General features: G+C 68.4%; 8 protein-coding genes. 6 read left to right on the top strand and 2 right to left on the bottom strand.

All coding sequences use genetic code 11. The features are described 5' to 3' along the window. The 6 genes from QZ753_RS08340 to QZ753_RS08315 all read left to right on the top strand — a co-directional run. On the top strand, nucleotides 1–278 hold a 278-nt coding region (locus QZ753_RS08340), incomplete at its 5' end, for a response regulator (protein ID WP_294642716.1). Further along, a complete protein-coding gene (locus tag QZ753_RS08335; protein WP_294642714.1) occupies nucleotides 278–2836 on the top strand; it encodes a chemotaxis protein CheA in 2559 nt (852 codons plus the stop codon). The genes QZ753_RS08340 and QZ753_RS08335, both read left to right, overlap by 1 nt. Before the next feature lie 17 nt (nucleotides 2837–2853). Then, the gene (locus tag QZ753_RS08330; protein WP_294642712.1) at nucleotides 2854–3093 is read left to right on the top strand and encodes a hypothetical protein; all 240 of its coding nucleotides are present in this window, start codon (nucleotides 2854–2856) and stop codon (nucleotides 3091–3093) included. Between the two features lie 33 nt (nucleotides 3094–3126). Beyond that, nucleotides 3127–3492, top strand: coding sequence for a response regulator (locus tag QZ753_RS08325; protein ID WP_294642710.1), 366 nt, complete (start codon nucleotides 3127–3129; stop codon nucleotides 3490–3492). A gap of 19 nt (nucleotides 3493–3511) precedes the next feature. After that, entirely contained in the window at nucleotides 3512–4546 is a 1035-nt protein-coding gene (locus tag QZ753_RS08320; RefSeq protein ID WP_294642708.1) for a methyl-accepting chemotaxis protein, read from the top strand. A gap of 281 nt (nucleotides 4547–4827) precedes the next feature. Then, complete coding sequence (locus QZ753_RS08315) at nucleotides 4828–5673, top strand: sensor domain-containing diguanylate cyclase (RefSeq protein WP_294642706.1); 846 nt, start codon at nucleotides 4828–4830, stop codon at nucleotides 5671–5673. 45 nt (nucleotides 5674–5718) lie between these two features. Here the strand turns inward: QZ753_RS08315 and QZ753_RS08310 are convergent, their stop codons facing one another. Then, nucleotides 5719–6327 carry a response regulator gene (locus QZ753_RS08310; protein ID WP_294642704.1) on the bottom strand — a complete coding sequence of 203 codons (609 nt, stop codon included), beginning with the start codon at nucleotides 6325–6327 and terminating at the stop codon, nucleotides 5719–5721. After that, the coding region (locus QZ753_RS08305) for an ATP-binding protein (RefSeq protein ID WP_294642702.1) at nucleotides 6317–6956 on the bottom strand (640 nt) is incomplete at its 5' end. The genes QZ753_RS08305 and QZ753_RS08310, both read right to left, overlap by 11 nt.

The raw sequence follows: 6956 nt of genomic DNA, 5'->3' as shown, positions 1-6956 counted from the left end.
TCAACGGGCTCGAGGGGCTCGAGCGCCTGATGGCCGAGCCCTTCGACCTGATCCTCGCCGACGTGAACATGCAGAAGATGGACGGGCACGAGATGCTGCGCCGCGTGCGGGCCGATCCCGCGCTCCGGGCGATCCCCGCCATCATGATGAGCACGGAGAGCAAGCCGGAGGACGTCGCCACCGCCTACGCCGCCGGCGCCAACCACTACCTCTTCAAGCCGATCCGGCCCGACCGGCTGGTGTCCTGCGTCCGACTGATGACCGCGACGGTGATGTGATGGACCTTCTTCTCCAACAGTTCATTCCGGAAGCGCGCGACCTTCTCGAATCCTCCACGAGAGCCCTCGTGGCGCTGGAGGCCGACCCGTCGGATCACGATGCGGTCAACGGTCTCTTCCGGTCGGTACATACGCTGAAGGGCACGGCCGGGATCTTCGAAATCCCCGCATTCACCAAGCTCGTCCACGCCGCGGAGGACGTCCTGAACCTCGTGCGAGAGCACAAGCTGGTCCTCGAGCCGGAACTCGTCGACCAGCTTCTCGCCGGCATGGATCTCCTGTCCCACTGGGTGGAATGGCTCGGCAGCAACGGCTCGCTGCCCTCCGACGCGGCGCGCGTCGGAGCCGTCCACATCGCGACCTATCGAAGCCGCATCGCGCAGGACGCTGCACCGGTCGGCGCGCAGCCGGGCGCCGAGCCCGCGTCCGTGCCGGCGGAGGTCCCGCCCTGGGTCCACGGGTTCGAAGAGTCCGACCGCCTCGCGGCCGCGAGCGTCCTGGCCCGTCTGGGGGAAGAGGCCCGGCTCCTCGCCATCGAGTATCGCCCGGACCCGCAATGCTTCTATGCCGGCGAGGACCCGCTCTACGCGATCCGGCAGATCCCCGGTCTCATCGCGTTCCAGTGGACCCATCGCGACGACTGGGAGGAGCTGAGGGCGGCGGACCTCTTTTCCTGCCGCGTGGTGCTTCGCGTTCTTGCCGATGCATCGCGCAAGACCGTTGACGAGCTGTTCCGATACGTGACCGAGCAGGTCTCGATCAGTGATGTCGCGATCGAGGACCTCTTCCACCTGGACCTTGCGAGCGAGCGCGACGACGCCAGTGAACGGGAGTTGCGCGGCTGGCTCGACCTTGCTGCCGACGGCGACTGGCTCGCCCTGTCGGAGGCCGTGGGGGGAGCCTGTGGGCGGGACGGTGTCGTCGGCTCCGGGGCCCGCTGGCTGACCGCGATTCTCGAAGTGCCGACGCCTCCCGCCGCCGCCATCCAGACGATCGTGCGCGGCTTGAACGGTCTCGAGCCACGGGGGCCCGACGACCTTCGAGCCAAAACGTCGAAGACCGACGGTCCGATGGAGATCGCGCTCGCCGACGAACTGTCCGACGTACAGGCGCGCATCCTGGCGCTCGAGCCAGGGTCTGAGGATTGGCGCAACCGCCTGCCGTCCGTCATCGAGACGCTCGCGCGCATCGTATTCGCAACGACGGGTGAGGACGTTCGGGAGGCCCTGACCTCGGCAGGCGACGCATCCCTCGTCGGCGGCGATCCGGCCCCCCTCCTGTCCGCCCTCGCGACGTTGATGCGACCGGCCGGGCCCGCCCCGAAGGTGCCCTCGGTTGACGGTGGATCGGCGGAAGCGCGCGGGGCGAAGAACCAGCCCAAGGGGGAGGGCGAGAAATTCCTGAAGGTGGAACAGTCGCGCGTCGACGCGATCATGGACCTCGTCGGCGAACTCGTGGTGGCCAAGAACGCGCTGCCCTACCTGTCGCGGCGCGCCGAGAACGAGTTCGGCTGCCGCGAGCTCGCGCGGGAGATCAAGCACCAGTACAGCGCGCTCGACCGCATCACGCAGAGCATGCAGGGCGCCATCATGCAGATCCGCATGATGCCCGTCGGAAGCCTGTTCGGACGCTACCCGCGTCTCGTGCGCGACATCTCGCGCAAGCTTGGCAAGGAGATCGAACTCGTCATCGAGGGCGAGGACACCGAAGCCGACAAGAACGTGGTCGAGGCCCTGTCCGATCCGCTGCTGCACATCATGCGAAACTCGCTCGACCACGGCATCGAGGAGCCCGAAGACCGGATCGCCGCCGGCAAGCGACGGACGGCCCTCGTTCGCATCCGGGCGTTCCAGGAGGGCGACCGGGTCTGTATCGAGGTAACCGACGACGGACGCGGCATTGATCCGGTCCGGATCACCGAAAAGGCCTTGGCAAAGGGCCTGATCGACGCCGCGCGCGCGAGTTCGATGTCGCCGGAGGAGGCGGTCCAGCTCGTCTTCCTCGCCGGCTTCTCGACGCGCGACGAGGCGAGCGACCTGTCGGGACGCGGCGTCGGCATGGACGTGGTGCGCACGACGGTCGAGCAGATGGGCGGCGACGTCAGCCTCTCCTCGACGCCTGGGCTCGGCACGAAGATCCTTCTGCGCCTGCCGCTGTCCATGGCGGTGACGCGGGTGATGATGGTCGAAGTCGCCGGCACGCTGATCGGCATTCCGATGGAGACGGTCGCCGAAACCGTACGCCTGCCGTCCGCCTCCATCCGCCGCTTCAAGCAGGCCGAGATGTTCCTGCTGCGCGATGCGCTGGTACCGCTCGTGCGCATGCGCAGCCGGCTGGCGCTGAAGCCGGACGCCGAGCCACGCGACAGCGAGGCCGTCCTCGTCTGCCGCCTGCAAGGCGCGCCCGTCGGCCTCGTCGTCGACGACTTCAACGTCGGCATCGAGGTGGTGCTGAAGCCGATGTCCGGCCTTCTCGCCGGATTGCCCGGCTACGCCGGAACGGCGGTTCTCGGCAACGGCGAGGTACTCCTGGTCCTGAACCTCAAGGACCTCCTCTGACACGAATGGAGACGTGCATGCCCATGACCTTCGTTGAAAGCACGGTCCGCATGGAGGGCGCCTGCGGGGTGGAGGACGCCCCGGCGCTGGGCGAATGGCTGGAAGCCGTCGCCCGGCCGACCGCCGATCTCAAGGACTCGACCCACCTGCACACGGCGATCGTCCAGGCGTTGGCCGAGGCCGCCGTTCCCGTTTCCGTGGCCCCCGCGGATCCCTTCCTAGCCCGCTGGGTCGCCCCCCTTCTCCCCGTCGCCTGACGCGTTGCGCGGCACCACACAAGGAATGCTCCCATGATGGTCATGCTGGTCGACGATTCCCCGACGCTCCTCGCGAGCATGGAGTCGGTCCTGAAGCGGGCAGGACACGACGTGGTGAAATCGCTTTCCGCCGAGGAGGCGCTCGCCAAACTGTCGGGCGGAACGAAGCCGCGCCTCGTCATCACCGACCTCAACATGGGCGGCATGAACGGCATCGACTTCATCCGCACCGCCAAGAAGGTTCCCGGCATGGCCTTCACGCCGATGTTGATGCTGACGACCGAATCCCAGCAGGAGAAGCGGGCCCAGGCCAAGGCGGCGGGCGCCGCCGGATGGCTGGTGAAGCCGGTGCCCGCCGACTCGCTGCTCGGCGTCATCAAGCAGCTCGTCCCCGCGTGAGACCGCCGCGATGAGTGCGTTGGCCGAACAGCGATACGACGAGGGGATGCATCCGGCATACGAGGCCGTGCCTTCGGCGGGCGACGACGGAGGGCCGGGGCGGCAGGCGGAAGGTGCCGTGCGCGAGGCGGAGGCCCTGCGCTCGCTCGGCGACCTCGCCGGGGCCCAGCTCGGGCTGGTCCGCGACGAGACCGAGGCGGCGGCCCTCCGGATCGTCGAGCTTCTCGGTCCCGTCGAGGACCTCGTCGGCACCTTCTCGCGCAAGGTGACGGAATCGGCCGCGCCGCTGGAGCGGGTCGTCGGCGAGATGCGCCGGGAGCTCGACGAGCATCACGCGCTGCTCGACCGGTCCGCCGTCGACAACGCGTCGCTCGAGCGGGAGACCCAGACGGCCCTCGCGCAGGTCGTCTCGCTCGTCGGTTCGTTGGTCAAGGGGCTCGAGCGGATCGATGAGATCACCCGCATGACCCACATCCTCTCACTCAACGCGAAGATCGAGGCCTCGCGGGCGGGGGATGCCGGGCGTGGCTTCGGCGTCGTGGCCGACGAGGTGCGCGCCCTTGCCGCCCAGACGGACAGCATCGCCAAGTCGGTCGAGGCCGGGGTCCGCGAGATCGCGGCGACCGTCAAGGGTGCGCTGGTCCGCTCGATCGGGGAGCGGGAGAGGCGGGACGAACGGACCCGCGAGCTGATCGTCCGCTCGAACGCGTCCATGGCCGCGGCACTCGACGAGGTGTCGCGGCAGCAGTCCGAGATGCTGCGGGAGGTCGGCCGCCTGGGTTCCGATCTTGCCGGCCCGATCCAGGAGATCGCCGGGTGCGTGCAGTTCCAGGACATCGTCAGGCAGCAGACCGAGGCGCTGGAGGAGGGGGTCCGTCGACTGGCGGACGCCGGGGCCGACATGATCCTCGACCCGGCCCTCGCCGACGGCGACCGGTTGCCGATCATCCTCGCGGAGCTCTACGACACCTACGTGATGCGCTCGCAGCGGGAGGCCCATCTCGGCACCGGGACCGGGACGGTGGACGTCGGGGCGGCGATCGAGTTGTTCTGACCGAGAATGGGACAGATTCCAGAATCGTTCAGGAAATCCTGCGATGCTTCGCCGCGAATAATAGCCGTATGCGATCGGCGTCCCGCCGTTCGCGAGTGGAGCGGACCTTGGTCGGAGCGCATGAGAGTGACCATGCCGTCGCCCGACCGTCCCCCGGTCGCCTCGATCAGCTCTGCCACCTGCCCTCCAGGCGCTTCATGAGAACCTCGTCGGATCCCGTCGATGCGCGGTCCGGTACGGCTCCGCCGCCGGAAACTGACCGTCCCAGACACGATCCCGCCGTGCTGGACGCGGCCTTCGCCGCCGCGCGGATGGGCGTCTGGGAGTGCAGCCTGCCCGACGAGGTCCTGACGTGGACCGACGGGGTCTTCGACCTTTTCGACATTCCCCGCGGCACGACGCCGGATCGGGCGCTGATCCTGGACTGCTACGAGCCGGACACCCGTCTCCGGTTGACGGACCTGCGAGCGGAGGCGATCCGCACGCTGTCCGGTTTCGAGCTCGACGCCCGGGTGGTCACCGCCCTCGGCACGCGGCGGTGGATCCGCATCACAGCGTCCGTCGAGGCCCGCGACGGGGTGGCGTTCCGCATCTTCGGGGTGAAGCGCGACATCACGACCGAGCGCGACCTCCTCGAGCGCACGCTCTATCTCGCCACCCATGACGAGCTGACGGGTCTCAAGAACCGGACGGCGTTCAACAGGGCCATGGAGGACGCGGCCTTCGCGGGCGGCGCGACGCTGATGCTTCTCGACCTCGACGGCTTCAAGGGGGTGAACGACCGGTTCGGCCATTCGGCGGGCGACGATGTCCTGAGGGCCGTGGCGACCCGCCTGGCATCGGTCTCCCCGGGAGGATCGGTTGTCGCCCGTCTCGGCGGCGACGAGTTCGCCGTCGTTTCCGATCGACCGAGCGCTGAAGTGGAGCGGCTGGCGACTACGATCGTCGAAATAGTCGGGGATCCGATCGTAGTGGAAGCCCGGGAGTTCCTCGTCGGGGTCTCCATCGGAATTGCCACGGCACGCAAGGGCGAACACCCGACTGACCTGTATCGTCGAGCCGATGCCGCCCTCTATCGAGCGAAGCACGACGGCCGGAACACGCATAGGGTCTGCGAGGCGGGGTGAAGCTATACGAGGCGGGGCGGGAGGGCAGGAGGCCGTGAAAGGGCCCTAGCCCCTTGAGGCCACCAGCTTGGCAATGGCCGACGCGGTGTTGTCGACTCCCAGCTTGGCAAGGATGTTCGCCCGGTGGACCTCGACGGTCCTGACGCTGATCCCGAGCTCGTGCGCGACGACCTTGCTCGCCTTGCCGCGCGCCACCTCCTCCAGGACGGCGAGTTCCCGCTTCGACAGGACCGCGATCCCGGCGCTCGCGTCGGCCTGCCGCGCCCTTTCCGCGGACAGCTCGCGCCAACGCTCCAGCCCGCGGCCGGCGAGTTCGAGCAAGGCCTCCCCGGCGCAGGGCTTCTGGATGAAGTCCATCGCTCCCGCCTTCATCGCCTCGACCGCGAGCGGGACGTCGGCGTGTCCCGTCATCACGATGAACGGGAGGGACGACCCGGCGGCCCGCAGGCGACGCAAGAGTTCGATCCCGTCCATCTCGGGCATCCTTACGTCACTGAGGACGCAGCCCGCGATGCCGACGGCCTCGGCCCGAAGGAAGGCGCTCGCGGACGAATGCATGCGGGCCGGGATCCTGTGGGCCCGCAGCAGGAAGGACACCGAACGAAGGACGTCGGCGTCGTCGTCGACCACGTGGACGGCGGGTTCAGGCTGCATCACGCTCCCCCCCGTCGACGGCAGCCGGCAGGCTCAACCGGAATGTCGTTCCCTCGTCGGCCAACGTCTCCGCCGTGATCCGGCCGCCGTGCGCCTCGACGATCGTCCGGCAGATCGAGAGACCGACGCCCATCCCGTTCGGCTTCGTCGTCTGGAACGGCTGGAACAGCTTCGTGGCCAAGGTAGGATGTATGCCGCCTCCCGTATCCGAGATCGCAACGTCGACCATGCCGTCGTGAGGCGAGGCCGAGGCGACGATCCCCAGCGTTCTGACAGGGCGACCCTCCATGGCCTCGACGGCATTCCTGACGATGTTCAGGACAACCTGCTGGATCTGGATTCGGTCGACAAGAACCCGTAGCTCCGATCCGATCCTGACGTTCACCCGCACCTCGACGTGCGACGACCCGAGCATCGCGAGTGCCAGGGTCTCTCTTACGAGCGCATCGAGTTGAACGGGCAGCCGTCGCGATTCGGCACGCGACACGAACGTCCGGAGAGAGCGGATGATCTCGCCGGCTCGCAGGGCCTGCGCCGCGGCCTCGCCGATCGCGTCCCGGACGAGCGCATCGTCCCGTCCCCCCGGGTCCTCGAGCAGTTCCCGGCAACCCGTCAGGTAGTTCGATATG

Source organism: uncultured Aureimonas sp. (genome assembly GCF_913775355.1).
Lineage (GTDB): Bacteria > Pseudomonadota > Alphaproteobacteria > Rhizobiales > Rhizobiaceae > Aureimonas.
This window is presented reverse-complemented; position numbering and strand designations above follow the sequence as displayed.

Coding starts and splice junctions, on each gene's coding strand:
- QZ753_RS08310 (WP_294642704.1), bottom strand. CDS start 6,327: ATGCAGCCTGAACCCGCCGTCCACGTGGTCGACGACGACGCCGACGTC.
- QZ753_RS08325 (WP_294642710.1), top strand. CDS start 3,127: ATGATGGTCATGCTGGTCGACGATTCCCCGACGCTCCTCGCGAGCATG.
- QZ753_RS08335 (WP_294642714.1), top strand. CDS start 278: ATGGACCTTCTTCTCCAACAGTTCATTCCGGAAGCGCGCGACCTTCTC.
- QZ753_RS08330 (WP_294642712.1), top strand. CDS start 2,854: ATGCCCATGACCTTCGTTGAAAGCACGGTCCGCATGGAGGGCGCCTGC.